At 59.1% G+C, this 23,337-nt stretch carries 23 protein-coding genes and 1 riboswitch; of the genes, 14 read left to right on the forward strand and 9 right to left on the reverse strand.

The annotated features are described in order from the left end of the window. Positions 1–40: 40 nt before the first annotated feature. Positions 41–1,780 carry a potassium/proton antiporter gene (locus tag HW452_RS01815; protein WP_224104395.1) on the reverse strand — a complete coding sequence of 580 codons (1,740 nt, stop codon included), beginning with the start codon at positions 1,778–1,780 and terminating at the stop codon, positions 41–43. Positions 1,781–2,014: 234 nt separating this feature from the next. Here HW452_RS01815 and HW452_RS01820 point away from each other — a divergent pair, with 234 nt between their 5' ends. After that, entirely contained in the window at positions 2,015–3,514 is a 1,500-nt protein-coding gene (locus tag HW452_RS01820) for a CoA-acylating methylmalonate-semialdehyde dehydrogenase (RefSeq protein WP_224104396.1), read from the forward strand. A 50-nt stretch (positions 3,515–3,564) separates the two neighbouring features. Here the strand turns inward: HW452_RS01820 and HW452_RS01825 are convergent, their stop codons facing one another. Continuing rightward, complete coding sequence (locus tag HW452_RS01825; RefSeq protein ID WP_224104397.1) at positions 3,565–4,263, reverse strand: hypothetical protein; 699 nt, start codon at positions 4,261–4,263, stop codon at positions 3,565–3,567. 298 nt (positions 4,264–4,561) lie between these two features. Beyond that, a riboswitch (TPP riboswitch) is annotated at positions 4,562–4,664 on the forward strand. Between HW452_RS01825 and HW452_RS01830 the strand changes: the two genes are divergently transcribed. The 3 genes from HW452_RS01830 to corA all read left to right on the forward strand — a co-directional run bounded on the left by HW452_RS01830 (position 4,654) and on the right by corA (position 8,513). After that, on the forward strand, positions 4,654–6,042 hold the full coding sequence (locus HW452_RS01830) for a sodium:solute symporter (protein ID WP_224104398.1): 1,389 nt from the start codon (positions 4,654–4,656) through the stop codon (positions 6,040–6,042). Its footprint overlaps the riboswitch before it by 11 nt. A 44-nt stretch (positions 6,043–6,086) precedes the next feature. Further along, the gene (locus tag HW452_RS01835; RefSeq protein ID WP_224104399.1) at positions 6,087–7,490 is read left to right on the forward strand and encodes a diguanylate cyclase domain-containing protein; all 1,404 of its coding nucleotides are present in this window, start codon (positions 6,087–6,089) and stop codon (positions 7,488–7,490) included. A gap of 54 nt (positions 7,491–7,544) precedes the next feature. Next, positions 7,545–8,513 (forward strand): magnesium/cobalt transporter CorA, encoded by a 969-nt coding sequence (gene corA / locus HW452_RS01840; protein WP_224104400.1) that lies wholly within the window; start codon positions 7,545–7,547, stop codon positions 8,511–8,513. Between the two features lie 18 nt (positions 8,514–8,531). On the opposite strand, the gene arfB is transcribed toward corA, so the two are convergent. Together arfB and HW452_RS01850 are read right to left on the reverse strand one after the other, a co-directional pair. Beyond that, positions 8,532–8,948 carry an alternative ribosome rescue aminoacyl-tRNA hydrolase ArfB gene (gene arfB, locus HW452_RS01845; protein ID WP_224104401.1) on the reverse strand — a complete coding sequence of 139 codons (417 nt, stop codon included), beginning with the start codon at positions 8,946–8,948 and terminating at the stop codon, positions 8,532–8,534. Between the two features lie 59 nt (positions 8,949–9,007). After that, positions 9,008–9,955: a D-2-hydroxyacid dehydrogenase family protein gene (locus HW452_RS01850; protein WP_224104402.1), complete on the reverse strand. Its 948-nt coding sequence runs from the start codon at positions 9,953–9,955 to the stop codon at positions 9,008–9,010. A gap of 359 nt (positions 9,956–10,314) precedes the next feature. Between HW452_RS01850 and HW452_RS01855 the strand changes: the two genes are divergently transcribed. The 4 genes from HW452_RS01855 to HW452_RS01870 all read left to right on the forward strand — a co-directional run bounded on the left by HW452_RS01855 (position 10,315) and on the right by HW452_RS01870 (position 14,034). Continuing rightward, positions 10,315–12,414, forward strand: a complete 2,100-nt coding sequence (locus HW452_RS01855) for a methyl-accepting chemotaxis protein (protein ID WP_224104403.1) — start codon at positions 10,315–10,317, stop codon at positions 12,412–12,414. Positions 12,415–12,549: 135 nt separating this feature from the next. After that, the gene (locus HW452_RS01860; protein ID WP_224104404.1) at positions 12,550–13,179 is read left to right on the forward strand and encodes an SDR family oxidoreductase; all 630 of its coding nucleotides are present in this window, start codon (positions 12,550–12,552) and stop codon (positions 13,177–13,179) included. A 4-nt stretch (positions 13,180–13,183) separates the two neighbouring features. Beyond that, positions 13,184–13,657, forward strand: a complete 474-nt coding sequence (locus tag HW452_RS01865) for a metallophosphoesterase family protein (protein WP_224104405.1) — start codon at positions 13,184–13,186, stop codon at positions 13,655–13,657. A gap of 32 nt (positions 13,658–13,689) precedes the next feature. Further along, positions 13,690–14,034, forward strand: a complete 345-nt coding sequence (locus HW452_RS01870; RefSeq protein ID WP_224104406.1) for a hypothetical protein — start codon at positions 13,690–13,692, stop codon at positions 14,032–14,034. Here HW452_RS01870 and HW452_RS01875 read toward each other — a convergent pair. After that, a complete protein-coding gene (locus tag HW452_RS01875) occupies positions 14,031–14,246 on the reverse strand; it encodes a DUF3820 family protein (RefSeq protein WP_224104407.1) in 216 nt (71 codons plus the stop codon). The two genes, HW452_RS01870 and HW452_RS01875, sit on opposite strands and share 4 nt — an antisense overlap. 84 nt (positions 14,247–14,330) lie before the next feature. Next, positions 14,331–15,194: a LysR family transcriptional regulator gene (locus tag HW452_RS01880; RefSeq protein ID WP_317986303.1), complete on the reverse strand. Its 864-nt coding sequence runs from the start codon at positions 15,192–15,194 to the stop codon at positions 14,331–14,333. A 140-nt stretch (positions 15,195–15,334) separates the two neighbouring features. Here HW452_RS01880 and HW452_RS01885 point away from each other — a divergent pair, with 140 nt between their 5' ends. Continuing rightward, complete coding sequence (locus tag HW452_RS01885) at positions 15,335–15,760, forward strand: VOC family protein (RefSeq protein ID WP_224104409.1); 426 nt, start codon at positions 15,335–15,337, stop codon at positions 15,758–15,760. A gap of 18 nt (positions 15,761–15,778) precedes the next feature. Here HW452_RS01885 and HW452_RS01890 read toward each other — a convergent pair whose 3' ends face one another. Continuing rightward, positions 15,779–16,672 carry an AraC family transcriptional regulator gene (locus tag HW452_RS01890; protein WP_224104410.1) on the reverse strand — a complete coding sequence of 298 codons (894 nt, stop codon included), beginning with the start codon at positions 16,670–16,672 and terminating at the stop codon, positions 15,779–15,781. A 201-nt stretch (positions 16,673–16,873) separates the two neighbouring features. Here HW452_RS01890 and HW452_RS01895 point away from each other — a divergent pair, with 201 nt between their 5' ends. Next, the gene (locus tag HW452_RS01895; protein ID WP_224104411.1) at positions 16,874–17,935 is read left to right on the forward strand and encodes an NAD(P)-dependent alcohol dehydrogenase; all 1,062 of its coding nucleotides are present in this window, start codon (positions 16,874–16,876) and stop codon (positions 17,933–17,935) included. 161 nt (positions 17,936–18,096) lie between these two features. Continuing rightward, positions 18,097–19,776, forward strand: coding sequence for a methyl-accepting chemotaxis protein (locus HW452_RS01900; RefSeq protein WP_224104412.1), 1,680 nt, complete (start codon positions 18,097–18,099; stop codon positions 19,774–19,776). Between the two features lie 10 nt (positions 19,777–19,786). On the opposite strand, the gene HW452_RS01905 is transcribed toward HW452_RS01900, so the two are convergent. Further along, complete coding sequence (locus HW452_RS01905) at positions 19,787–20,554, reverse strand: class I SAM-dependent methyltransferase (protein ID WP_224104413.1); 768 nt, start codon at positions 20,552–20,554, stop codon at positions 19,787–19,789. Between the two features lie 241 nt (positions 20,555–20,795). Here HW452_RS01905 and HW452_RS01910 point away from each other — a divergent pair, with 241 nt between their 5' ends. From HW452_RS01910 to HW452_RS01920, 3 genes are all read left to right on the forward strand, one after another. Next, on the forward strand, positions 20,796–21,062 hold the full coding sequence (locus tag HW452_RS01910) for a DksA/TraR family C4-type zinc finger protein (protein ID WP_224104414.1): 267 nt from the start codon (positions 20,796–20,798) through the stop codon (positions 21,060–21,062). 101 nt (positions 21,063–21,163) lie between these two features. Further along, entirely contained in the window at positions 21,164–21,895 is a 732-nt protein-coding gene (gene nfsA / locus HW452_RS01915) for an oxygen-insensitive NADPH nitroreductase (protein WP_224104415.1), read from the forward strand. A gap of 126 nt (positions 21,896–22,021) precedes the next feature. Beyond that, positions 22,022–22,588, forward strand: coding sequence for a hypothetical protein (locus HW452_RS01920; RefSeq protein WP_224104416.1), 567 nt, complete (start codon positions 22,022–22,024; stop codon positions 22,586–22,588). A gap of 18 nt (positions 22,589–22,606) precedes the next feature. Here the strand turns inward: HW452_RS01920 and HW452_RS01925 are convergent, their stop codons facing one another. Then, positions 22,607–23,131 (reverse strand): helix-turn-helix domain-containing protein, encoded by a 525-nt coding sequence (locus HW452_RS01925; protein ID WP_224104417.1) that lies wholly within the window; start codon positions 23,129–23,131, stop codon positions 22,607–22,609. Between the last annotated feature and the right edge of the window lie 206 nt (positions 23,132–23,337).

Here is a 23,337-nt window from a genome sequence, read left to right on the forward strand (position 1 = left end):
GGGGCGGCGGCCGCGCTACCATGCGCGGCCGCTTGGCAGGCTAGCTCATGGCCGTTTCACGCGAGTAGGCGGGCTGCATGACTGCAAGCCCTGCCGTGGTGATGCGCCCATCCAGCACCCCCTCGACCGATAGTTTCACGTTACCCAACAAGAGCGCATCGCCTTCGCTCAAGCTTGTGCCCAGCCGGTCTTGCAAAAGTGCATCCAGAGTAAGGCTCATGTCGTTATCCAGCGCTACGCCATAGGAGTGGCGCACTTCGCCCACGCAGGTGCTGCCTTTCAGATACAGGGTCTTGTCAGGAAAGTCATGCCCATCGTGGGCGTCGCTTTCGGCAAACACGCAATCGACGAAGGGGCGTGTATCCGGGCGCAGCACCACAAACAGATGATCGCCCGGCAGCAGTACGGTGGAGCCGCGCGGCGGTATCACGTCCTTGCCGCGTGTCACCATGGCGATCACGGCCCCATCGGGCAGAGCAATCTGTGAAATCCGCCGGTTGGCCGCGCGGGCGACATCACCCAGCCTATATTCCACGATATCGGCATCGACATCTTCAAGCGCGGTAATTTCCAGGCTGGCGGCAGGCAGTTCCGGTGGCGGTTCGGTCAACCCCAGCTTGCGCGCTACGTAGGGCAGGGTAGTGCCCTGCAGCGTGGCCGAGATCAGCACCACGAAGAACACCACGTTGAACAGAAGTTCGGCGCCTTCAAGGCCAAAGATCAGCGGGAAGATGGCCAGAATGATGGGCACCGAGCCGCGTAGCCCGACCCAGGCGACCAGGCTGGTTTCGCGCAGGTTGAATCCGAACAGCTTGAGAATGGGTATCACGGCCACCGGCCGCGCGACAAGCACCAGAATCGCGGCGATAACCAGCCCTTCACGCCATACGTCCAGCAGCGATACAGGGTTGATCAGCAGGCCGAGCACCACGAACATGACGATCTGGCTCATCCACGCCAGGCCATCGTGAAACAGAAAGGTGCTGCGCTGAAAGGCGATTGGGCGGTTGCCGATCATCACGCCCGCCACGAAGATGGCCAGAAACCCGCTGCCGCCCAGGTTGGCGGCCACACCGAAGGCGAACAGGCCGCAGGCGGCCACCATGACCGGGTAAAGGCCAGAGGTGACCAGTTGAATACGGTTGATCAGCTGTACCGATGACCAGCCGACCAGCAGGCCCACTGCGCCCCCCACGCCAATCTGCAGGATGAAGAGCTTCAAGAGCCCCGCCCCGAGCGGCATGTCGTTGACCAGTACTTCCAGGAGGCCAATGGTCAGGAATATCGCCATGGGGTCGTTCGAGGCGCTCTCGATTTCAAGCGTTGCCTTGAGCCGCCGGTTGATATGGATACCGGCATTGCGCAGCAGCGAAAACACTGCCGCGGCATCGGTCGAGCCGACAATGGCGCCCAGCAGCAGGCCGTCGAGCAGCGGCAGGTCGAGGATATACGCGGCCGCCACGCCGGTAATCAGCGACGTGACCAGAACGCCGAGCGTGGCCAGCAGCGAGGCGGGCTTCCAGACCATGCGAATGGAGGACGTTGGCGTCTGCAGTCCGCCATCGAACAGGATCATGGCCAGCGCCATGGTGCCCAGCGCGTGAGCCAGGACGGGGTTGTCAAAGTCGATGCCGCCGATGCCGGCTTCACCGGCGAGCATGCCGGTGCCCAGAAATAACACCAGTACCGGCATGCCCAACCGTGCCGAGAGCTTGCTCGACATGATTCCGACCAGCAGCAGAATGGCTGCCATCAATATGAGTTGATCCACCTGAAACATGCGTGCTTCCTGCTGTGATTCGATACAAGAGGCGCTCCTTCAACTGGCGGCGCCATGCTGTCACTATCGGTCGTGCCAAGGCATCTTGATGTATGGCACTGCAAAGCGCCATTGCTATTGCCCGGAATCGCCAATTGACGTTTACGTCAACTAGCTGATATACCCTGTTGACGCCTTCACGACGTTATCGATAACACCCCAATAACAACCACCGTCATCGACAGGAGCAGCGTAATGGCCGTTCGCGAAATTCCCATGATCATCGATGGACAGGCCGTCACTTCCCAGAGCCAGGAGTGGCGAGATGTGGTCAATCCGGCTACGCAGGAAGTGGTGGCCCGGGTTCCCTTTTGTACCGCTGAAGAAGTGGAGCGCGCCATCGCCAGCGCTCAGCAGGCCTTCAAGGAGTGGCGCAAGGTACCTCAGGGCAAGCGCATGCGTATCATGCTCAAGCTGCAGGCCCTGATTCGGGACAACTCCGAGGCGCTTGCCATCCTGATCACCGAAGAGCACGGCAAGACGCTGCCGGATGCCAGGGGCGAGGTGGGCCGCGGCCTTGAGGTCGTGGAGCACGCCTGCTCGATTACCTCGCTTCAACTGGGCGAAGTGGCCGAGAACGCGGCAAGCGAGGTGGATGTTTATACCTTGCATCAACCGCTGGGCGTGGGGGCGGGTATTACCGCGTTCAATTTCCCCATCATGCTGCCATGCTTCATGTTTCCGCTGGCCATTGCCACGGGCAATACCTTCGTGCTCAAGCCGTCTGAGCAGGACCCGAGTTCGACCATGCGCCTGGTGGAACTGGCCCATGAAGCGGGCGTACCGGCCGGTGTGCTCAACGTCGTGCACGGCGGGCCGGAGGTGGCCAACCAGATAGCCGATCATCCCACCATCAAGGCGCTGTCGTTCATCGGCTCGAGCCATGTCGGGTCGCTTCTGTACAAGCGGGCTGCTGCCGCAGGCAAGCGCATGCAGGCGATGATGGGGGCGAAGAATCACTGCGTGGTAATGCCCGATGCCAACCGCAGCCAGGCCATCAACAGCCTTCTCGGTTCGGCTTTTGGGGCCGCCGGGCAGCGCTGCATGGCCAACTCGGTGGTAGTGCTGGTGGGTGAGGCGCGCCAGTGGATCGACGATATTGTAGAAGGCGCACGCAACATGAAAGTGGGGCCCGGCACGCAGGAAGACGCCGATCTGGGGCCGCTGGTATCACCTGCGGCAAGGGATCGCGTTGTGCGTCTGATCGATGCCGGCGAGAAGGAGGGGGCCACGCTCAAGGTGGATGGGCGCCACTGCCACATCGAAGGTTACCCGGAGGGCAATTTCGTTGGCCCTACGCTGTTTACCGACGTGCGTGCGAACATGAGCATTTATCGGGAAGAGATATTCGGCCCGGTGTTGTGTGTGGTCAATGTCGAGACGCTGGACGAGGCGATTGCCTTCATCAACGAAAACCCCAACGGCAACGGTACGTCGATCTTTACCAGCTCGGGCTGGATAGCACGCCGTTTCGAAACCGATATTGATGTGGGACAGGTGGGTATCAATGTGCCGATCCCGGTGCCGGTAGCCTATTTCAGCTTTACCGGTTCGCGAGGCTCCAAGCTTGGCGATCTGGGGCCCAACGGCAAGCAGGCCATTGCGTTCTGGACCCAGACCAAGACGGTCACTGCCCGCTGGTTCGAGCCGGAAAATGTATCGAGCGGTATCAATAGCACTATTTCGCTGAGCTAGGTGACCGATCAGCCACCCGAGAGGGCGGGTGGCTGAATGTTCTGCATCGATTAGAAGTCCCTGAGCAGGCTGACGCTCTCTTCAAGCAACCTTTCAAGCGGCCGGAGCTGACTTTCGTGCAGTACCAGCAGCGAAGGCGATGCTTGCCTATCCTCTTGCTGGGTTGGCGGCACCAGCAGCGCGAACTCCCCCTCTTCGACATGGAATTCATGAATCTCGCGCAGCCCGTGCGGCGTTTGGCACTGGGAGCAGCGGTAGACATCATCCTCGCCGTATACCAGACGGTGGTACATCTTGAACAGGGTATAAAGCGCAAGCCCGCCTTCAAATGCCGGCCAGCGTGCGGGCATGGTTTGAATATCTTCGATCAGCTCCTGCCCCTCGGCCTGAGCATCGGCAATCGCATTGGCTAGCGGCGTGGCCAGGATGGCGGAATTTTCCGCGGGCAGCGGTGCATTGCGCTTGGCCGCCTGCTCGAAATCGATCGCCGCGCGCTTGAAATCCTCAAGCGTGTTCAGCGGGTAGTCGACGTGATGAAGGTCCTCCGGCGCGAAACCGCCGTTTTCCCATCCGTGAATGACCCTGAGCGTTACATGGCCGCGCGCCATGGGGCGCGCCAGTAACATGTAGAGCATCACGTGAAGATGCAGCAGGCGCTCTTCGGTATCGTTTTCAAAGGCGCGATAAGGGTCAGCGAAAAGTGCGTTCAGCCGGCCTCGAGTATGCTCCTTGGCCTCGGTGTATGACATGACGAGTTTCCTGTAAACGAGCCGCGCATAGGCGTGGCGCTCATGGCGTGGTGAGCGTGCTTGACACGCCAGAGGCTTTCGCTCGCCCGGTGCCGCTGTTATATGGTTGCTGCAAACTGTTATTAGTTTATGCAAGGTTACGGATAATGGATAGCAGAAGTAGACGAACTTCAACAGGTTTATTCAAGGTATAGGCCGGGGCGTGTCCGTAACACCTTCAGACTGTTCGTGCCAGGTGTGATCTTGTGCCAAGTGCTTTGACGGCACGGCGTTTTTGAATCAGGATACTCCTCCACTCAACTGTCGCCAGGGGAGCCACGTACGTGGCTGAGAATGCACTCTGCAGACCCTGGAACCTGATCCGGTTAATACCGGCGGAGGAAGTGCGACATGCCATACCTGACGTCAGCCGTGCTGGGCGCGGCACTTTGCTGTTTTGCTTTTCTGGGCCTGAGTGCCCGCGGGCGAACCGGGTCGCTGGATGATTACGTGACCGCGCGCAACTCGCAAACCGGCACCTCGCTTGGACTCTCGTTCGTTGCATCCGGCATGGGGGCGTGGATCCTGTTTGCTCCGCCCGAAATTGGTGCCTTCATAGGCCCCGTGGCGCTTGCCGGTTACGCGTTGGGCTCTGCGCTGCCGCTGGTGGTGCTGGGGCTTTACGGGCCGGTGATTCGCCGGGCGCTGCCCGACGGGCGCAGCATCGCTGAATTTGCCGAGGCCTGTTACGGGCGTGGCGTACGCCACTGGGTAACGCTGGTATCGGTGGCCTATATGGCGTGCTTTCTGGCCGCCGAGCTGACCGCCATTGGTGCGATTACCGCGCTGCTTTCCGACGTGCCGCCTGGCTGGGTAATCATCGGTGTGACCTTGACCACGCTGCTTTACACGGTACGCGGTGGCCTTCGAGCAAGCCTTGCCACCGACCGCTGGCAGGCGTGGCTCCTGCTTGCACTTCTAGTGGCCGTGGTGGGCGTTACACTCAGGCATCTCCCTGCGCTGCCCGAGCCGTCGGCGCTACCATCGGTTTCTGCCTTCAGTGCGTCAAGCGTGGCGCTTACCCTGATCATTGCCGTTACCGCGGCCAACCTGTTTCATCAGGGATACTGGCAGCGGGTATGGGCGGCGCAGGATGATCGAAGTCTGGGGCACGGTGCCTGGCTGGGTGGTGTGGTCACCGTGATCATCATCATGCTGATTGGCAGTCTGGGCATGCTGGCAGCCGCCAGCGGCGTGGGCCTGGGCGAGCCGCCCATGCCGTTTTTTGCCCTGTTGAGCATTGCACCTGCCTGGATAGGCATCGCGGCCTTGGTGCTTGCCGTCACGCTGGTAGCCTCGAGTGTGGATACACTGCAAAGCGGTATCGCGTCTCTGCTCTCCTCACGCCGCGCCGATGCAAAGTGCTCCATTGCCTGGGCACGCTGGATGACCGTAGCGCTGATGGTGCCGGTGGTAGCCGTCGCTTTGCAGGGGGTATCGGTACTGCGGCTATTTCTGATAGCCGATTTGCTGTGTGCCGCCACTATCGTGCCGGTACTGCTCGGCCTGTGGGCGCGCATGACACCTCTAGCGGCCGTTGCCGGTGGCCTGGCGGGCCTGGTGGGGGCCATCCTTCCCGGCTGGATTGCTCACGCCAGCCTGCTTGCCGGGGTTGTTGGCGCAAGCTTTCCTGGTGGCGTTCCCACGTTGGGGCCGTTTCTGGGGGCACTGCTCGCCTCTACGAGTGTCAGTCTCTTGATCGCATTGCTTGGACGGCATGACGCAGTAAAGACGGTTTAACGCTATGATAAATAGAATTAACCGATGCTAGTGTGGAATAGTCAATGAGTTACCCCATACCGCGTGACGAAAAGGCGCGTCTGGCAGCGCTCTATGAGCTTGCGCTGCTCGACACGCCGAACGAACCGGTATTTGATCGTATCACCCGGCTGGCGGCGAAGCTGCTGGGGGTGCCGGTTGCCACGGTTTCACTGGTAGATGCCGAGCGCCAGTGGTTCAAGTCGTGCCTGGGGCTCGACGTTCAGCAGATGTCGCGGGAGGTTGCCTTTTGCGCCTACCCCGTTGCCAGTTCCGAGCCGCTGGTCGTCGAAAATGCCTGCAATGACTGGCGGTTTGCGCAAAACCCGCTGGTTACCCAGCCTCAAGGCATCCGCTTTTATGCGGGCATCCCACTGAAAAACTCCCACGGGCTGGTGCTGGGGACGCTGTGTGTTGCGGATACCCGACCCCGTGTGCTCAGCACGGCGGACTTCAAAGCGCTGCTCGATCTGGCTGATATCGTTACCGACGAGATCCAGCTTCGCGAGCGGGTAACCTGCGAACAGAAGGAGAAAGAAGCCTCCCAGCGGGCGCTTAGCAAGCTGCATCATAGCCTTGAAGCGCAGATCGAACAGCGTACCCACGAATTGAGACTGGTGATCGAAACCGCCTACGATGGCTATGCCAGCCTCGATGCCCAGAACCGCGTGCTGGACTGGAATCTGGCGGCGTCGACCATGTTTGGCTGGACGCGTGATGAAGCGGTAGGCAAGCCGGTCAGCACGCTGATGCTGCCTGAAGGCGTGCCGGCGGCGGCCGAGAGCGCGCCGGTCACTACTCAAGCGACTCGCCGCGATGGTGGTGTGCTGCCCGTCGAGATCCGCTGCAAATCACTTGCCTTGCCTAACCGTCAGTGGCGCAGCCTGTTTCTGCACGATATCAGTGAGCGCCAGCAGCTGGAGCGTATACGCGATCAGCAAGCCCGCGAAGACGTGTTGACCAAGCTTGCCAATCGGCGTGCACTCGATGAGCGGCTGCCCGAGGCGATGGCACGTGCGCGACGCCTGCAAAAGTCTCTGGCGGTACTGTTCATGGACCTGGATGGCTTCAAGAGGGTCAACGACACTTACGGCCATGGCGTAGGCGATGAGTTGCTGCGCGAAGTGGCCAAGCGCCTGAGTGCCTCGGCGCGGGAAACAGATCTCGTGACGCGGTGGGCGGGCGACGAGTTCGTTCTGGTCCTGGAAGGTATTGAACCGGTGTCGGTCACGCCGTTGGCGGAAAAGATCATCCGCAACGTCGAGCAGCCGCTGGTGGTGGGGCAGGCCACGCTTGCCATAAGCACGAGCATTGGCGTTGCCATGTACATGCCCAATGCGCCGGAAACGGCGCAAGAGCTGATCAAGCGTGCCGACGTTGCCATGTATGAAGCGAAACGCGCAGGCAAGGCTCAGGTACGTGTCATCTAGCCTGCCGTTGAATTGCCCACCATTGAATTGCCCACCATTGAAACAGGGACGACCATGATTCGCAGTATCTTGACCACGCCCGAGGGAAGCATCCGTGAGGGCGACGAGCAGCTGTTCGAGCTGTGGCAGGCAGAGCCGGATAGCCATATCTGGGTCGATATGCAGGGAGAGTCAGAAGAGCGCATACAGCAGTTGCTCGAGCGCTTCGAGTGCCATCCGATGGCCATCCAGGATGCCCAGAAGGAGCGCCATCCGCCCAAGATCGAAGAGTTCGACAACCATACGCTGATCATCTATCGCGGCATTTCATCGTTTGATGCCAAGCTCAATTTCGTCCCCCAGCAGGTATGCTTCTTTATCGGCGAGCGCTTTCTGGTGACCCTGCACGCCGGGGTGGCCATGAGTATCGACCGACTGTTTGGCGAAAACGGTCGGGCACTGCTGGCGCATTCGCCCCAGCATGCCGCGTTGAAAGTGATGTACACCTCGGCGGGCTACTATATCGACAGCCTGCTGGAGTTCGAGGAAGAGCTCAGCGACCTGGAAGACGAACTTCTGGATAACGGCAACGACGTACTGATGCGCAAGATCACTACCTACCGCTCCCGGCTGGTCAAGATGCGTCGCGTCTTCAACTATCACAAGGGTATTACCCAGGAGTTGACGGCCTATGACTACAACCACCTGCCAAGAGAGGACAGCGAAACGCTGCACGCGATCACCGATGTGGCCGAGCGCTTTGAACGGCTCTATACGCTGACCCAGATGTACTACGACATCTGCGGTGATCTGGTGGATGGCTACATTTCCATCTCTTCGCACCAGTTGAATATCACCATGCGGGTGCTGACGGTGATTACCGCCATCTTTGTGCCATTGACCTTCATTGCCGGTATCTACGGCATGAACTTCGAGTACATGCCCGAACTTGGCTTTCGCTACGGCTACTTCTTCGTGTGGGGCGTGATGATCGGCATTGGGGCCATGCTGATCTGGCTGTTCCGGCGCAAGGGCTGGTTCTAGCCACAGGCAGGCACCTGGCTAGGACGGGCTGACCTTGCCGCGCAGCGACTTGATCTTTCCCTTGCGGGTCTTGTGATCGACCCGGCGACGCTGGGAGCCCTTGGTCGGTTTCGTCGGGCGGCGCACCTTCTGCTGGCGGGTGGCGCTGACGATAAGCTCCTTGAGGCGTGTCAGGGCATCTTCTTTATTAAGCTCCAGCGTACGGTAGCTTTGCGCCTTGATGATCACCACGCCCTCCTTGCTGATGCGCTGGTCGTTGAGCGTCATCAAGCGTTCCTTGTAGAACGCAGGCAGCGTGGAACGCTGAATATCAAAGCGCAGGTGAACTGCCGAGGCGACCTTGTTGACGTTCTGGCCACCGGCGCCCTGGGCGCGAATCTGGCTGATGTCGATTTCCCAATCGGCCAGGGCTACATGGCTGGAAATAGTGAGCATCCGGTCCTCGATGTTACGCGTGAGCTACAAGGCTAGCACATGGCAGCTCCCCTGACGCCTCAGGTGGTAAGGCTTGTGACCGGTTCACCGTTGATGAACGCGATCAGGTTGGTGAAGGCATCGCCAAAATAGAGCTCGTAACCATCCTTCTCGACGTAGCCCAGGTGAGGCGTGGCCACGCAGTTGGGCAGGGTCAGAAGCGGTTCGCCAACGGCCGGCTCCTGCTCGAACACGTCGACCGCCGCCCGGCCGGGGCGGCCCGCCTCAAGGGCACTGAAAAGCGCCCCCGGCGCCACCAGCGGTGCGCGGCTGGTATTGACCAGAAGCGCCTCGGGTTTCATCAAGGCCAGGTGATCCGCCGTGACGATACCTCGAGTGTCGTTATTCAAGCGTAGATGCAGGCTGAGCACATCGGCTTGCTGAAACAGATCTTCCTGACTCTGTGCGACGCGCAGGCCGTCTTCGAGCGCGCGCTGTCTTGTCCCTTCGCGGCCCCATACCAGCACGTCCATTTCAAACGCCTTGCCGTAGCGGGCCACCAGGCGGCCGATTTGGCCGTAGCCGAAAATACCCAGCATTCGCCCTTTAAGCCCGGTGCCGAGCGTATGCTGCCAGCCACCCGCCTTGAGGTTGGCGACCTCCTGTGGCAGGTGGCGCATCGCCGACAGTATCAGTCCCCAGGTCAGCTCGGCGGCCGCATAGGGCGAGCCACGGCCGGTCATGACGGTGATGCCCCGACGGCGGCAGGTGTCAAGATCCACATGCGCCGCCCCACCGCCGGTCTGACTGATTACCTTCAGGTTGGGCAGGCGTTCGAGGAGCTCGGCGGTGATGGGCGTGCGTTCACGAATCAAGACCAGAGCGTCGGCAGGCTCAAGGCGCGCCACCAGAGCGTCCAGATCGGTCAAGGTATCGTTATAGATCGTCACGTCGTGATCCTTGAGCAGATCAAACGCTGCCAGGTGGCGTACGCAGTCTTGGTAGTCGTCTGAAATCACGATGTTCATTGGCCGCTCCGTACAGGCAACATGGGGTGATACGTCATGCGGTAATACTACCTTCTCGCCAGTCAAACAGGGAGCGCTACATGAGCGGCCATCGTCTGAAGAATTGTCGCTTTACGAGAGCATTTTGTAACGGCCTGTTGCCAATCTGAAACGCTTTTAAGCAAGTAGTAGCTAATTTAGATTTTGTCAAAAAAATCGCTTTAGCTGTCCCTCTCCTGTCGATACTATCCTGATGCCCTTCTGTGAGAATGGGCAGTCATTACTTGAACACTTAATAAAAAATGCCTTTACAGGCCTCCGCTTTTTTTCAGAAAAGCGGCCACTACCTGCTTGCCTCCAGACACAAGTGAACGCTAATAATGAAGAAGACGTTAAGTATCCGCGCCATGCTCATAAGCCTTTTCCTCATGGCCATGATGGGCGCGATCGCGCTTGCCACTACCGGCTGGTTCACCAATCAGCGGTTGATTGACTCCCAACGCTACATTACCGGCGATGTGCTTCCCTTGCAGGATGCCAGTCGCCAACTGGTGCTGACCATGGCGGCATTTGGCCAGCGCCATAACGAATTGCTGGCCGCAGAAAACGAAGCCATGCTCGAGGAGATCACGTCTCAGGAAACGCTCAATCAACGCTTTTTGCAGGCACGAGAGAAGTTGGAAAACGAGGGCGCCAGCGAGCTGGTAACCCTGGATGAGTACTATAACGCCCTGCTTGATGGCGATGCGGAGCTTGAGATGGTGCGTCAGGTCGAGCTCGGCCTGAAGGCTCAGATGGCCGCCCAGCTGCAGGACATGGAAATGTTCGTCAGCAGCGCCATGAGCAGTGCCGAAGAGATTGCCAACGTTTCTGTGCTCAACCAGCAGCGCTATCAGCGCGAGCAAAGGACGCTCATGGAAGCGTGGCGCGAAGATCAGATGACGACGCTACCCACCACGATACTCGATGGACTGTTTGTCGAGGGGGCCAACATCGGCCGCTACAGCGCAGACGCACGCACGGCACTGGCCTTGCTGGCAGGGTATGGCCATCAGATGGTACAGGCAGCCAATAGCGGCGCGCTCTCACTGCTGCGCCAGCAGTTCATCGCTGCACAGTTTGACCAGGTGCGTGATTCGATGGCTGCGATTAACGAAGCGCCCAATTCCGATGTCAATCAGCGTCGTATGGTCAATGCCCTGGGAGAAGTGGTCAATGAGCTGGAGAACATACTGATCACGGGGCCCATGTCGGTCTACATGCTGCGCGAACAGCAGCTGGAGTTGAGCGAACAGGTGCAGACAGCGCTGACCAATGTGGCGAATGCCGCCACACAGATGGAGACTGCGCTGGATGACGTCGAGGCGTATACCACTGCACGAGCGGATAGCGCGGTCAATCGGGCCGAAAACCTGGCGGCGGCGGGGTTGACCTTGCTGATCGGCGTGACGCTTGGCGTCATAGCGCTGCTGGCGGTGTTTGGCTGGCGTACCCTGGTGCGCGTACTCGGCCCATTGGTGGCCATGCGTCGCCAGATGGAAGGAATCAGCGGTGCAGCGGGCAAGAACGCCGACCTTTCCATGCGGCTTGCGCTCCAGCGTGACGATGAAGTAGGACAGACCGCGCAGGCATTCAACCGCATGATGGACACCTTCGAGAGCATGGTGGCCCAGATTCGGGGAAGTGCGGAGGCTATCGCCGCCAGCAGCCGGCAAATCGCTGCCGGCAATGAAAACCTCTCCCAGCGTACCGACCAGCAGTCCGCCTCTCTGGCCGAAACCGCTTCGAGCCTCGAGCAGATTACCTCCACGGTCAAGCAGACGGCCGACTATGCCGACCAGGCAAGGGATGCCAGCAGCAGCGTGGACCAGCGCGCCCGCTCGGCGGGAGACGTGGTCAAGCGCACCACGGCGGCGATGGGCGATATCCGTGAGGCGAGCGAGAAGATTACCTCCATCATCAAGGCCATTGACGATATTGCCTTCCAGACCAACTTGCTGGCGCTGAATGCGTCCGTTGAAGCGGCCAGGGCAGGCGAGCAGGGGCGTGGATTTGCGGTGGTTGCCCAGGAGGTGCGCAAGCTCGCCGGGCGCAGCGCCGAGGAAGCGGCGCAGATTCGCCATCTGGTGGACGACAGCGTGACCAAGGTCAGCGAAGGCGAGCATCTGGTCAACGCCTCCAGCACGCATCTGCAGGACATCATCGAAAGCCTTGGTGACGTCACGCGCTACGTGACCGAAATTGCCGACGCAACCCAGGAGCAATCGACCGGCATCGAGCAGATCAATCAGGCCATCTCCCAGCTCGATCAGGTAACGCACCAGAATGCGCGACTGGTACAGGATGCCTCCAGTGCAAGTCAGGCACTTGATGAGCGGGCTGGCGACATGCACGCGCTGGTCAGTCGTTTTCGGGTAAGCGATACGCCAGAATCGCCGCCTGCCCGGATACCGCACAAGCCACTGGCCGAATTGGCCTGACCTTCGCCCGATGGCCAAAGACAGCGAACGCGCCCAAGGCGCGTTCGCTGTCTTGCGTTTCAGGGGTTGATTTATGCCTGCGGCGCCTTCACACATCAACAAGCCACCGAACTCAGGCATCCACAAGGAGGCAAGATGACCACACTAGTGATCGGCGCCAATGGGCAGATCGGCAAGCAGTTCTGCGAACAGGCGCACGAGCAAGGGCTTGCCATCAAGGCGATGGTGCGCAGGCAAGAGCAGGCCGGCTGGTTCAAGGAGCGCGGTATCGATGTAGTGATCGGTGATCTCGAAGGCGAGATGGAACATGCGTTCGAGGGCTGCGACGAGGTGGTCTTTACGGCCGGGTCGGGGCCGCATACCGGACCCGACAAGACCCTGCTGATCGATCTTTATGGGGCCATCCGTACCGCCGACATTGCCAAGGCGAAAGGGCTTGCGCGCTATATCATGGTCAGCGCTATCCGCGCCGAGCAACCTCTGGAGGCACCGGAGAAGATGCGTCCTTACATGGCCGCCAAGTTCGCCGCCGACCGCCATCTGGAAAGTGCCGGTATCCCCTATGTGATTCTCAAGCCTGGCCCCTTGACCAACGAGGCGCCGACCCACGGCTTTGTCGATTCCATGGAGGACTCAAGCAGCCAGTCCATCACCCGGGCTGATGTGGCTTACGCGCTGGTTCATGTGGCGAAGACGCCCGATCTGAAAAATCGCTCGGTGACGCTCCTCAACGGCGACCGGCCCATCGACACGCTCTTGCGCTAGGCGCATGAAACTTGATACCCCCGTGGGGGTGATCGCCGACACCCATGGCCTGCTGCGCGACGAGGCGCTGGCGCTTCTGGAGGGCTGCGGGTTGATCGTGCACCTGGGCGATGTCGGGCATCGCGACGAGGACCACCGTATTCTCGAGCGTCTCGAAGACATCGCCCCGGTCAGGCGAGTGCGCGGTAATATCGACACCGCCGCCTGGGCGGCGAGCATGCCCGAAACAGACGACCTGGTCGTCAACGGCTGGCCGCTCCATCTGGTGCACCGTCTGGAAGATGCAAACCCTGCACCCGGTACCCGCGTCATTCTGCACGCCCACTCCCACAAGCCACGCAACGAGTGGCAGAACGAGCGGCTTCTGTTCAACCCGGGGGCGGCAGGCAAGCGCCGCTTCAAGTTGCCCATTACCCTGGGCAAGCTGTGGTTCGGTGAGGCGGAAATCAAGCGCGCCATTCTTCACCTGCCCCTATGAGTCGGGGCTTCATCATTTTAGAAGAGAGCTTCATGCCTACCGTCGAGTTAGCCCGCGCCATTCACCAACTGTTGCAACGTGCCCCCGAAAGTCGGCTTCCGATGACCTACCAGCAGGTCGCCCAGGCGCTCGGGCTTGCCCCACCACGGACGATTCAGCGGGTCGCGCAAGCACTCGAGCAACTGATGCGCGAAGATGTGGCGGCAAGCCGACCGATGGTGGCCGCGCTGGTCGTCAGCAGGCGCGGCGACGCTATGCCGGCGGCGGGCTTTTTCGAGTTGGCAGTCGCACTAGGACGCTTCCCGAACGACCCTTCACGCCATAAGAGCGCTTATCAAGCGGAGTATGCGCAGGCGCTGGCGGCACGTAGTGCCTAACGGGGGCGGCGCAGCGGATCGAGCAAGGCGCTGAGTCCATTGTGGTCGATCTCGTGCATCAGGTGCAGGAGTTTTCCAATCTCGCCTGGCGGAAACCCTTCTCGGGCAAACCAGTTGAGGTACGGCCCCGGCAGGTCGGCAATCAGCCAGCCCTGATATTTGCCGTACGGCATGGTAAGGGTTACCAGCTTTTGCAGGTCTTCAGGTTGCATGCCTCGTTTTCCTCGTTTTTCGATACTCTATCTTTTGCCGCACTCTCTTGCCGCACTGGCCATTTTCAAGGCTGGGGGGCTGGCTCATTGCCCGCTTCTGGCAGCTTCGCAGATGAATCTGGCCAGGGCCTGAGCCGGTTCGCTTAGCTGACTGCTTGCCCGATGTATCAGACCGATATCGCGATGAAAGGTATGCACGCCCAGATCCACCGCGCGTACCGTGGCAGGCCAGGGCTGAAGCGCGGCCACCTGGGGCACCAGGGCGGCCCCCACCCCGTGAGCCACGAGCTGGATAATGGTATCCAGCTCGTCCACTTCGCATATCTCCTGCACCTGAACATGATGGCCGCGTAGAAAGCGGTCTACCTGACGCCCCCCGAAGGACGAACGGTCGTAGCGCACGAAAGATTCGCGGCCAAGCAACTCACGCCAGTCATCACCTTCAACAGCGGCCGGAACCATCAGGCGAAAAGGTTCGTGGGCCAGCGGCGTCCAGCGCAGGTCACTGTGCAGCGTGAATGAGGGGCGAATGATTGCCGCCATATCAAGCTCGCCGGCATCCACCTGATTGACCAGCGCCATGGAAAGTCCGGGCAGCACCCGCGTGCGGCAGCCTGGGTAAGCGTGATGAAAGCGCGCCAGGGCCTCGGGCAGCAGCGAGCGTTGAATAGAGGCAATGGCGCCAATGGTGACCGGGGTCATTGCCTCCATGCCGGTATTGGCTCCCCCCAGGTTTTGGTAAAGCGCCAGCAGGGTATGGGCCTGTTGCAGCACCTCCTGCCCCTGCGGCGTCAGCGTCGCCGAGCGGCCCTTGCGAACGAACAGGGCAACATTCAGCGCCTCTTCAAGGCGCTTCATCTGGGCGCTGACCGCGGCCTGGGTCAAACCGATCTTGTGCGCGGCGGCGGCGAAGGTACCTTCCTGAGCAACGGCGACAAGGGTTTTCAACTCACGGATCATTGATAAATAAATTTTGTGGATTGGCGAAAAATATATTGATTTTATTTTCCCATGGCTCGGCCTAGGATGGCTATCACTATCGGCTGGCCGCCGCTGGCCACCTTATAACGACCGTGCAGGAGATCACCATGAACCTTTCCCCGTTCCATCTGGCCATCCCCGTTTACGATGTGGCGCTGGCCCGCGCGTTCTATAACGATGTCTTTGGCCTGGAAGAGGGGCGTTCCAGCGATAACTGGGTCGACTTCAACTTCTTCGGCCACCAGTTGGTCATTCATGGCCATCCGAAAACGCCCGGCCAGGAGAGTGCTCATACCAATCCAGTGGATGGCCACGACGTGCCGGTACCGCATTTTGGTGTGCTGCTCGAGTGGGATGAATGGGAAGCACTCGCCGAGCGCTTGAAGGCACAGGGCATCGAGTTCGTGATCGAACCCTACGTGCGCTTCAAGGGCCAGGTGGGCGAGCAGGCCACCATGTTCCTGCTCGACCCCTGCGGTAACGCGCTGGAGTTCAAGGCGTTCAAGGACAAGAGCCAGATCTTTGCCAAGTAAGCCGCCAAGCAAGACCCACTACCCCTGCAGCGCCTGCTCCTGACGACGGTGCTGCAGCGGGGACTTTCCAAAGTAGCGTTTATAGTCACGGCTGAACTGCGCCGCGCTGCGATAGCCTACCTTCAAAGCCGCCTGACTGACGTTGTGCTCCTGCTGGGACAGAAGCTGTTGGGCCTTGATCAGCCGCAGCCGTTTCAAGTACTGAGCGGGGGAGGCGCGGGTGATCTGCTTGAAGTACTGATGAAACGTCGAGACGCTCATGCTGGCCTGCTGCGCCAACTGCTCGACGGTAAACTCATCGGCAAAACTTACGTGAAGTTGCGACAGCACCTGCACAATGCGTGAATAGCGCCCCTGGCCATTCACCAGCGCTCTAAGCGCTGGCCCCTGTTCTCCCTTGAGTGCCTCGAACACCACCTCGCGAATGCGAGCCGTGCCCATGATGGCGCACTCCGTTTCAGATCCCAGTGTGCCTGCCAACCGGCCCATTGCCTCTTGCATGCCCGCTGTCATGGCAACCGATGCCATGGGCATCGGGGAAGGAGTAGGAACACTGATATCGCCCATGGCCATGACCATTTCACCTAACAGCGCCGGGTCCAGCTTGACGGAAATGCCCAGCAGCGGCGCCTCGGGTGAACCGTGGGTTTCACACTCGAAAGGTAATGGCAGGGTCTGCACCAGGTACTGTCCAGGGTTGTAGTGAATTTCCCGATCACCCAGATAGCCCACTTTCCGGCCCTGGGCGATAACGGTCAGGCTAGGTTCATAGAGTAGCGGCGTGCGTACCTGATGGCGGCCCAGGCAGAGCAGTGAGACGCCCGGCAGGCGCGTCTGGGTGATGCCATCGGCCTTGGTCAACTCGGCGATGGTTCGCGCTAACGGCGGATGGTTCGAAAGCAGCGTGCTCATGAAAGCCTGCAGAAGTAGTAGAGAGTAGAGGGGTGGACGATAAAGACAAAATATAATGATTTTTTGTTATTTTATCACATGTGTCTGGAGAAATAGGCAAGAAATACGGAGCTTAGCCCATCGTTATCGCGCCCCAATCGGCGAATAATGATCAGGTGTCCTCATGGTCAGGAGGATCACCGATGAAAGGAGTTTTATCTGATGAGCCAAGCTAAATCCTACGCTGCCTTTGCAGCGGATAAACCGTTAGCCCCTTTTTCATTCGAGCGCCGCGAGCCGCGTCCCGATGACGTCGCCATCGAGATTCTCTACTGCGGCGTTTGTCATAGCGATCTGCACTTTGCGCGCAACGACTGGGGCATGAGCCAGTACCCGGTGGTGCCTGGGCATGAAATCGTGGGCCGGGTCACCGCAGTGGGTGACAAGGTGAGCCGCTTGAAGGCGGGCGATCTGGTCGGGGTTGGCTGCATGGTAGACTCCTGCCGGACCTGCAGTGCCTGCAAGGATGGCGTGGAACAGTACTGCCTGGAAGGCTTCACCATGACCTATGGCAGTGAAGACCGTGTGGACGGTACCATGACCCAGGGTGGCTACTCGGATGCCATCGTGGTCAGCGAGCACTTCGTCATAAAAATGCCCGACGGTATCGACCTGGCCTCCGCCGCTCCGATTCTGTGCGCCGGTATTACTACCTATTCACCGCTCAAGCATCACGGGGTGGGTAAAGGTCACAAGGTGGGCGTGATTGGTATGGGTGGCCTTGGTCACATGGGCGTGAAGCTTGCCAAGGCGCTGGGCGCGGAAGTCACTGTATTTACCCGCTCTGACGCCAAGGTAGAAGAAGCCAAGCGTAACGGCGCCGACCACGTAGTGGTATCGAGCGATCCGGCACAGATGGAAGCCGTCGCGGAAACCTTCGATTTCATGCTGGATACCGTACCCGTACAGCACGACCTGAACCCTTACCTTACGTCGCTTAAATACGACGGTACGCATATCATCGTAGGCCTTCTGGAGCCGATCGAGCCGGCGATCGAAGCCTTCAACCTGGTGTTCAAGCGCCGGGTAGTGGCGGGCTCGCTGATTGGCGGCATCGCGGAAACCGAAGAGCTGCTCCAGTTGTGCGCCGAGCAGGGCATTACCTGCGATATCGAGATGCTGGATATCAATAATATCAACGAAGGGTTCGAGCGCATGGAAAAAGGCGACGTGCGCTATCGCTTCGTCATTGATATGGCAACGCTCAAGGACACCGCCGCTTAATCAAGTGGCGATGTAAATCACCCACCGCGGCCAAGCCTCGGTGGGTTTTTTTATGCCGATCCGTTATACATAGGTCGATAGTGCCCCGAAAAATGCTTCAGCTTGGTTTAGTCTGGCCGACAATTATAAACAACTTATAAAAAAGCAAGGGGATCAACAAGATGAAGCATCTCTCAATCAAGTGGAGTTTGACCGCTGCGCTGGCCCTGCTGGTACTCATGATCGGGTTGATCAGCGGGCTGGGATTTTATGCCAACCACACAAGCGGACGAGCCCTTGAAGAGCTTACCGATATCAACGTGCGGCTGACCAACCTGGCCAACCGTACCCAGGTCAATGCACTGCGAGCGCAGACGTTTCTGGACCGCTTTGCCAGCTTGAGCACTCAGGGTAATCCAGAGCAGGGGCAAGCCAGCTTGCTGCTGGCAACTCAGGCGGTAGCGGCGGCACAAGCTCGTTTTGACGAGTTCCAGGCGTTGTCACTTCCTGAAGGAGGCGAGCTTGCCCGCTATCGAGAGGCGGTAGTACAGGCCTATGAAGCCTTCATTACCGAAGGTATCGTGCCGTTGCTCGAGGCCCCGCCCTTTCAGATACAGCGCCGCCAGGAAGCATTGAGCGAAAGCAGTGCTCAGCTTGATGGCGCCATGAACAACTTTATTGCCTATACCGAAACGCGAGGCCAGCGCGTGATCGAGCAGGTGGACGATCTTGCGCAAACGATTGGCGTTATCGCCCTGGCGCTACTGGTGATATCCCTTGTTGCCACAGTCATTATCCGCATGGCGATGATGCGGGGCGTCGTGCATCCGCTTAACCAAGCAATTGCCCACTTTTCGCATATTGCCGATGGTGACCTGACCGGGCATATCGAAGCGCGGGGTCGAAACGAAGTCGGCCAGCTATTCAGCGCACTGGCGGCGATGCAGGCCAGATTGAAAGCGTTGGTTATTTCGCTACGCAGCAGCAGTGAAAGCGTATTCAATGGCGCCGGCGAAATCTCGGCGGGCAGCCAGGATCTCTCTGCACGCACCGAGCAGCAGGCCTCGGCACTTCAGCAGACCGCCTCCAGCATGGAGCAGATGTCGACCACGGTGAGCAAGAATGCAGAATCAGCGCAAACGGCTGATGCATTATCGGCAGCGGCTTCGCAATCGGCCGAAGCGGGTGGCAAGGAGGTCCAGCACACGGTAACACTGATGCGTGACATTGCTGACAGTGCCAAGCGCGTGAATGACATTATCGGAGTCATCGACTCGATTGCGTTTCAAACCAACATTCTGGCTTTGAACGCCTCCGTCGAAGCGGCCAGAGCCGGCGAGCAGGGGCGTGGGTTTGCCGTAGTGGCAAGCGAGGTTCGCTCGCTTGCCACTCGCAGCGCCGCCTCGGCAAAAGAGATTCGTGACCTGATCGAGCAAACTACCGCTCAGATCAACGGTGGTGCCGAGCAGGCCGAGCGCAGTGGCAAGACCATTGCGCAGACGGTGCAGGCAATTGGCCAGATGACCACGCTGATGAGCGAAATTTCCACCGCAAGCCAGGAGCAGAACGGTGGTATCGAGCAGATCAACGCAGCGCTGGTGGAGATGGATGCGGTCACCCAGCAAAACGCGGCCTTGGTGCAGCAAACCAGCAGTGCCGCGAATGCGCTTGAAAACCAGGCGCGCCAGTTGGCAGAGCTGATGGCTACCTTCCGGCTGGAGGAGCAGGCGAGCGGAGCAAGCACGGCATCAGTGCCTGCGCCGCCGGCCACTCCAACGCCAAAGCAGGCGCTTCATCAGCCGCATCAGACGCCTTCTCGTAAGGCGCTGACTGAGCCGGCTGACGAGTGGGATGAGTTCTAGGTGGAGTGTTCTAGATATGGGCCGATACGCGCAGGCGCACGTAGTCAGCGGTCCAGTTACCCTGCCCATCGCTCAGGCTGTGGGAGAGCAATACCAGGGTATTGTCGATGATCGAGTGGCGCAGATCCTCTTCCAGCCCGTGCAAAAATGGGTTGGCAAAGGTCTCCAGCCAACCCGCCATGCCGGTAGGCAGCTGGGTTGGCCGGGGAACAAGCTCTATGGTATCGACCTTGAATCCTACGGTTTGCAGGATCTGGGCGTACTCTTCAGTGGTCGGAAAGTACCACGGGTGACGCCCTCGGGCGCTGATGCCTCGAAACTGAAGCGAGGCAATCAGCGCCGTGCAGATGGCCGCCACATTGCCATGTCCGCCAAACTCCGCCACGAACCGCCCACCCGGCTTCAATGCCCGCTTCACGCCGGATAGAACTGCTTGCGGGTCCAGCATCCAGTGAAGCGCCGCATTGCTGAAAACCGCATCGAACTCATGGTCAAAGGGAAGCTCGTGAGCATCGACGACGCGCGCGTTAACGCCACGGGCACGGGCGGCGGCCACCATCTCTTCTGAGCTGTCCACTGCCAGCACATCGGCGCCCAGTTCCATCAGGCGTTCGGTCAGGGCGCCATCGCCACAGCCCAGATCCAGAATCCGCTGGCCGGGTTGGGGGGAAAGCAACTTGATCACTTCGTTACTCATCTTAGGCACGAAGTCGGCATGTCGAGCGTAGTGGTCTGCGTTCCATTGCTGACTTGGTGGCTGCGGCGTACTGTTGTCCATGGCGTTGTCCTGGCATCGTTATAGTGCACGGGGAGTATAGAGAGTATAGCCCTTGGCGCCATAACATCGTCGCTGAACAGAAAGAAATTATTAGGCTAAATAATTGCTTAAATAATGTGGATTCCTGATGGCCATTGGGTGGCGGCAGCGCTGATGAAAGCCCATGAGGCGAGCCAATGAACCGTTCGTCTCGTTACTGCTACTCTTGTTAGAGAAATACCAATCAGACGGGAGGTACGCAATGGCCGGAGGATGGGCAAAGGATGGTGCCGAGCAGGAACAGATCGAGAGAACGCTGGATGACGCCGTGGAACGGGCGCGCAGCCAGCTTCCGCGTGGTGAGAGCCGCCGGCACTGTGAAGAGTGTGACGCTGAGATTCCCGAGGCGCGGCGCTTGGCCGTGCCTGGTGTTCGGTTGTGCATCAACTGCCAGAACGAGCAGGATAAAAAGCAGTCGAACGTGAGTGTCTATAATCGACGCGGCAGTAAAGATAGCCAGCTTCGCTAGTTGTATTTTAACGCGCTGCCCTCATTAGGCTAGTACTCACACAGCGTAGCGAACGCATGGCTGGCGCTGGATCCAAAGCCGCTCTTCATAAGCGAGGTCCCATGAACGACGTTATCAACCTGATGAAATCCCACCGTTCCATTCGCAAGTTCACTGATCGTCCTATTGCTCGGGAGCTTCTCGTCGAATTGATTCAGGCAGGCCAGGGCGCGGCCACGTCAAGTCATGTTCAGGCCTATACGGTGATTCATGTCAAGGATCCGGCCAATCGAGAGCAGATTGCCGAGCTGGCGGGGGGGCAGGATTATATCGCCAGTTGTGCTGACTTTCTGGTCTTCTGTGCAGACATGAAGCGCCCCACTGAAGCGTCTGAACGCACCGGCGCCAAGGTTGTTCGCGGCATGACCGAGCAACTGCTGGTGGCCACGGTGGATGTGGCGTTGATGGGGCAGAACGTGGCTACCGCGGCGGAATCAGAAGGCCTCGGTATCTGCTATATCGGCGGTATCCGTAACAATCCGCAGGCAATCAGCGACCTGCTGAAGCTACCCGAGCATGTCTATCCCGTATTTGGGATGTGCCTTGGATACCCGGATCATGACCCTGAGGTCAAGCCGCGCCTGCCGGTTGAAGCCGTGCTCAAGGAAGATTACTACACGGCGGATGCCGCGCTTGTCGAGGATTTTGATGCCACCATGCAGGCGTATTACCAGTCACGCAGCAGTGGTAACAAGGATACCGACTGGTCGCATAACCTGACGCCGTTATTCGATAACAAGCTGCGCCCTCACATGCGCGACTATTTGATCGAACGTGGTTTTGAAATGAAGTGAATCTCGCAGGCGCGTCGCCTGTCATTGCGCCTGTCTCGACATCATTCACGTCGTGAACGGCGTAAGTCACTGTCGTCTTGAGGCGACAGTGATAACCTGTAAGGCGCCGTTGTCGAGGGAAGCATCATGCACAAGCTAAAAGCAGGCCTAGGCCTGGGACTATTGTTCATCACGATGATAGCAGGGTGTGGCGGGCCGGAAGAGGAACCTGCCCGTAATCCAGTCGCGCAAGATGAGCATCGATCTCCCGTTGACCCTCCCGCCAGTAAGCAGCCAGAACCGCTGAATGTGGGGATCGCTACTTCTGTGTCACTTGGAAGCGACCGCCGCCTGACCGTGCAGGGAGAAACCAACCTGCCGGATGGCGCCCGGATACAGGTAACCGTCGAGCGTGAGTTAAGCCGCGTTCGCTGGCAATCGCGTACGAGCGTCAGCGATGGTCAGTTCAGTGCAGGTCCCTTTGGTTCGGGAAGCGGATTGCCGGATGGAGGTTACATCGTGCGCGTACAACTTTCCGAATCGAGCGTTCAGCCTGGCACGGTGCGCGCGCGTATTGGTCCCAAAGGCGAATACCTGGCGGGAGAGCTGGTTAGTCAATCCCGCCATGGTTTAGGTCAGATAGCCACCTACTCACGTCGTTTCTTGGTGGGGGATGAGCCAAGACGAACCCGTGACCAGGTGGACGTTAATTGAAGAAAGGGGAGAGATGCTTTAGACAGAACGCCAGTGTGCAAGAAGTACGGCATGAATGACCGTATCAGCGGGGGCTTTGGCAAAATGCTCCAGCACAAAGCGCTCATCACGCTGGACAAGGTAATGCCCTGCCTTGTGAAACACGTGCGTGGGACCAAGCAGCAGAAGATCATTGGCTGCTACCGGTGAAAAGTCCGTATCAGGGCCGGGGGTAGCCATGACGCACGGTGCTTTCCAGTCGATGTTCAAAGACAGGTAGTGCGGAACAGTAATTGTCGTTGCCTGAACCTGTTCCCAGGGGAGGGGACCGGTATGAGTCAACGTCAATAGCTGAGGGGCAGTATCACCTTCCAGCAGGGTAGCAAGCGAGCAATCCAGCGCCTCGGCAAGCGCAACCAGGCGCTCATGACCGATTTGCTTGATAGCTCCTGATTCCCAGTAGGAAATGGTGACATCCGAAACGCCCACCTTGCGCGCCAGAGCAGCCTTGTTAAGCTTGGCCCTCAGCCGCAATTGCTTTATACGTGAGCCTAGCGATTCCATTTCGATTTCCTATTAATGAGCATTGTCAACTCGTTAAGTTTGCTTTGCCGCTAAGCGGCACTTCCTGCATGCTAAGTGCATTTCGATCTACTTTGCATGCACAATCGCCAATTTTGGCGACTGCACAATACTAAGCGATTGCGCAAAGACACGCATCTTGAAATCTATAACCTTATTACATTTACTTTGACGATTTTCTGCGCAAG

The organism is Vreelandella aquamarina (genome assembly GCF_020075495.1).
Lineage (GTDB): Bacteria > Pseudomonadota > Gammaproteobacteria > Pseudomonadales > Halomonadaceae > Vreelandella > Vreelandella aquamarina_A.

What these genes read in the sequence shown, in the direction of transcription:
- HW452_RS01815 (WP_224104395.1), bottom strand. Translation starts at nt 1,780, where the DNA reads ATGTTTCAGGTGGATCAACTCATATTGATGGCAGCCATTCTGCTGCTG.
- HW452_RS01820 (WP_224104396.1), top strand. Translation starts at nt 2,015, where the DNA reads ATGGCCGTTCGCGAAATTCCCATGATCATCGATGGACAGGCCGTCACT.
- HW452_RS01825 (WP_224104397.1), bottom strand. Translation starts at nt 4,263, where the DNA reads ATGTCATACACCGAGGCCAAGGAGCATACTCGAGGCCGGCTGAACGCA.
- HW452_RS01830 (WP_224104398.1), top strand. Translation starts at nt 4,654, where the DNA reads ATGCCATACCTGACGTCAGCCGTGCTGGGCGCGGCACTTTGCTGTTTT.
- HW452_RS01835 (WP_224104399.1), top strand. Translation starts at nt 6,087, where the DNA reads ATGAGTTACCCCATACCGCGTGACGAAAAGGCGCGTCTGGCAGCGCTC.
- corA (WP_224104400.1), top strand. Translation starts at nt 7,545, where the DNA reads ATGATTCGCAGTATCTTGACCACGCCCGAGGGAAGCATCCGTGAGGGC.
- arfB (WP_224104401.1), bottom strand. Translation starts at nt 8,948, where the DNA reads ATGCTCACTATTTCCAGCCATGTAGCCCTGGCCGATTGGGAAATCGAC.
- HW452_RS01850 (WP_224104402.1), bottom strand. Translation starts at nt 9,955, where the DNA reads ATGAACATCGTGATTTCAGACGACTACCAAGACTGCGTACGCCACCTG.
- HW452_RS01855 (WP_224104403.1), top strand. Translation starts at nt 10,315, where the DNA reads ATGAAGAAGACGTTAAGTATCCGCGCCATGCTCATAAGCCTTTTCCTC.
- HW452_RS01860 (WP_224104404.1), top strand. Translation starts at nt 12,550, where the DNA reads ATGACCACACTAGTGATCGGCGCCAATGGGCAGATCGGCAAGCAGTTC.
- HW452_RS01865 (WP_224104405.1), top strand. Translation starts at nt 13,184, where the DNA reads ATGAAACTTGATACCCCCGTGGGGGTGATCGCCGACACCCATGGCCTG.
- HW452_RS01870 (WP_224104406.1), top strand. Translation starts at nt 13,690, where the DNA reads ATGCCTACCGTCGAGTTAGCCCGCGCCATTCACCAACTGTTGCAACGT.
- HW452_RS01875 (WP_224104407.1), bottom strand. Translation starts at nt 14,246, where the DNA reads ATGCAACCTGAAGACCTGCAAAAGCTGGTAACCCTTACCATGCCGTAC.
- HW452_RS01885 (WP_224104409.1), top strand. Translation starts at nt 15,335, where the DNA reads ATGAACCTTTCCCCGTTCCATCTGGCCATCCCCGTTTACGATGTGGCG.
- HW452_RS01890 (WP_224104410.1), bottom strand. Translation starts at nt 16,672, where the DNA reads ATGAGCACGCTGCTTTCGAACCATCCGCCGTTAGCGCGAACCATCGCC.
- HW452_RS01895 (WP_224104411.1), top strand. Translation starts at nt 16,874, where the DNA reads ATGAGCCAAGCTAAATCCTACGCTGCCTTTGCAGCGGATAAACCGTTA.
- HW452_RS01900 (WP_224104412.1), top strand. Translation starts at nt 18,097, where the DNA reads ATGAAGCATCTCTCAATCAAGTGGAGTTTGACCGCTGCGCTGGCCCTG.
- HW452_RS01905 (WP_224104413.1), bottom strand. Translation starts at nt 20,554, where the DNA reads ATGGACAACAGTACGCCGCAGCCACCAAGTCAGCAATGGAACGCAGAC.
- HW452_RS01910 (WP_224104414.1), top strand. Translation starts at nt 20,796, where the DNA reads ATGGCCGGAGGATGGGCAAAGGATGGTGCCGAGCAGGAACAGATCGAG.
- nfsA (WP_224104415.1), top strand. Translation starts at nt 21,164, where the DNA reads ATGAACGACGTTATCAACCTGATGAAATCCCACCGTTCCATTCGCAAG.
- HW452_RS01920 (WP_224104416.1), top strand. Translation starts at nt 22,022, where the DNA reads ATGCACAAGCTAAAAGCAGGCCTAGGCCTGGGACTATTGTTCATCACG.
- HW452_RS01925 (WP_224104417.1), bottom strand. Translation starts at nt 23,131, where the DNA reads ATGGAATCGCTAGGCTCACGTATAAAGCAATTGCGGCTGAGGGCCAAG.